Source organism: Leisingera sp. F5 (assembly GCF_001593695.1).
In genome coordinates this window covers 1-2131 of sequence record NZ_LUKH01000554.1, presented here as the reverse complement: position 1 = coordinate 2131, position 2131 = coordinate 1, and the positions used below count along the sequence as shown (strand labels likewise).

Sequence of the window (2131 nt, the reverse complement as noted above, 5' to 3'; positions counted from 1 at the left end):
GGCGCCAGCCGCGGGGCGAGCGCCCGCGCACACAGTGAGCGCGGGCGCTGCCTGGCCTGCGGCCAGGCCGGGGTGCTTGACGCGGGCGGCGCGGCGACCTAGGCGCTGGGCAACAGTTTCAGGAGAGACGCCATGCCCACATTCACTGCCCTCACCACGCTCACCGGAAAAAACCAGGCCGAAGCGCTGGGCGAAGCGATGGAACGCCTGACCCCGGAACCCAGCGGTGTGGGCGTCTTTGAGATGGAAGACGGCTCGGGCCTGTGGGAAGTCGGCGGCTACTTTACCGATGCTCCGGATGCAGCGGGCCTTGCCCTGCTGGCCTCGATGCACGAAGCCAAACCCTTTGTCGTTTCGGAACTGCCGGAAACCGACTGGGTCGCCCATGTGCGCCGCGAACTGGCGCCGGTCGAAGCGGGCCGCTTTTTTGTCTATGGCTCGCATGACGCGGACAAGCTGCCTGCGGACCGGATCCCGCTGCTGATCGAGGCGGCGATGGCCTTTGGCACCGGCCACCACGGCACCACGCTGGGTTGCCTCAAGGCGCTGGATCATCTGCTGGATCAGGGCTTTCATGGCGAAAAAGTGGCCGACATCGGCTGCGGCACCGCGGTGCTGGCAATGGCGGCAGCCCGGGTCTGGGACGGCACCATTCTGGCCAGCGACATCGACCAGGTGGCGGTTGAAGTCGCCGAAGCAAATCTTAAGGCCAATGGCATGGAAGGCCAGGTTGCCTGTGTGGAAGCCGCCGGTTTTGATCACCCGGATCTGCAGGCGCAGGCGCCATTTGACCTTATTTTCGCTAATATTTTGAAGGGGCCTCTGGTGGCTTTGGCTCCGGATGTTGCCGCGAATCTGCGCACCGGCGGCTATGCGATTCTCTCCGGAATCCTGAACGAACAGGCCGAGGACGTGGTCAGCGTTTATACACAGAACGGCATCAATCCCGAGCGCCGGGATGAAATTGGTGAATGGACAACGTTACTTCTGCGTAAAGCGGCGTAATTAAAACAACTTTGCGGCGAATTTTAGAGGCTTGCCGCATTTTCGCCCCAATTCGAGCCAAAGATGGGCCATCCGCTGGTGGGGGCCAGTTCGGAGGCTCGTAATGGGCGAATATCGTGATCAGTTCCAGGCGCGTTTGAAGCACATCAACCGCAAACATGAAGCCCTGTCTGCGGGCTATTCCGCAAAGCTGCGGCCGGACGGGCTGCTGGTGGTGAAGCCGCACAGGCTGCAGTCCCGGGTTTCGGGGCGCTCCATTATTTTCTTTGTTGCGGCGTTCCTGCTGTTCAAGGGCTTCCTGATGGCCGCGCTTGGCTTTGGCAGCTATGACGAGCGGGTGCAGACCCTGGCCGGCGGCAGCGGCATTGAACGCGCGGGCGCCTTCCTGATGCAGGCTGACCCGGTGTCGGTTTTCCTGGCTCAGAAAATCGGACCCGTTCTGCGCTGACGCTTTAGCAGGGCAGGGTGTAAAAGGCCGTTGGCAGGGGGAGCCGGCGGCCTTTTTCTATGGCGCGGTGCTTCGGCGCCATCCAGCAACAAAAAACGCCGCGGCCTTGTAAGGTCCGCGGCGTTTCCCTAGTCGCCCCGAGGGAGGAGGCAGGGCGTTAAAAGGGGGTCTCAGAAAACGGTTTTGCCGGTTGCAACGGTCTCGATGTCGCCGCGCGACATGCCGATGTCGGCCAGCTCGCGGTCGGACAGGCCCGACAGGGCGTTGCGGGTTGCACGGGCGTCATTCCAGGCAGCAAACATGCCGGTTGCGGTTGCAACCAATGCGCCGAAGCGGCCAAACAGGCCGGTGGAACCATAGGTGGTGCGGGTGGTGTCAAATGCGGCCATATCCGTGTCCTCTGATCTGGTGTTGGCTTCGTCGCGATGTTGCGATGGCGGGCATCTAGTGAGGAAAATCCAACCCGGCAAGATCCGAAATTGCATGCGTCATATGCACGGTGCGCATAGCTTTGCGCCTTAGTAACAAGGGCGGTTTGCCTGCACACTGCTTTTGCCGGGAAATGTCGCTCCGCCTATTGCGGAAGGTCGGTTTCAGGACAGGATTTACCTCCTTGGCGGCGGGCAGTGCGCAGGGAAAGCAATTGGACATGTTCGCGTTTTGTGCTAATCGTTGGAA

General features: G+C 61.5%; 4 protein-coding genes. 2 read left to right on the top strand and 2 right to left on the bottom strand.

The genetic code is table 11. The annotated features are described in order from the left end of the window. The first annotated feature begins 132 nt into the window (after nt 1-132). The gene (locus A2I95_RS33185; protein WP_291736675.1) at nt 133-1005 is read left to right on the top strand and encodes a 50S ribosomal protein L11 methyltransferase; all 873 of its coding nucleotides are present in this window, start codon (nt 133-135) and stop codon (nt 1003-1005) included. A gap of 103 nt (nt 1006-1108) precedes the next feature. Continuing rightward, on the top strand, nt 1109-1453 hold the full coding sequence (locus A2I95_RS33180; RefSeq protein ID WP_291736673.1) for a hypothetical protein: 345 nt from the start codon (nt 1109-1111) through the stop codon (nt 1451-1453). A gap of 170 nt (nt 1454-1623) precedes the next feature. Here A2I95_RS33180 and A2I95_RS33175 read toward each other — a convergent pair whose 3' ends face one another. Together A2I95_RS33175 and A2I95_RS33170 are read right to left on the bottom strand one after the other, a co-directional pair. Beyond that, complete coding sequence (locus tag A2I95_RS33175) at nt 1624-1842, bottom strand: DUF1127 domain-containing protein (protein ID WP_260006032.1); 219 nt, start codon at nt 1840-1842, stop codon at nt 1624-1626. A 55-nt stretch (nt 1843-1897) separates the two neighbouring features. After that, nucleotides 1898-2131, bottom strand: a 234-nt coding sequence (locus tag A2I95_RS33170) for a hypothetical protein (RefSeq protein ID WP_291736671.1), incomplete at its 5' end; no start/stop codon positions are given.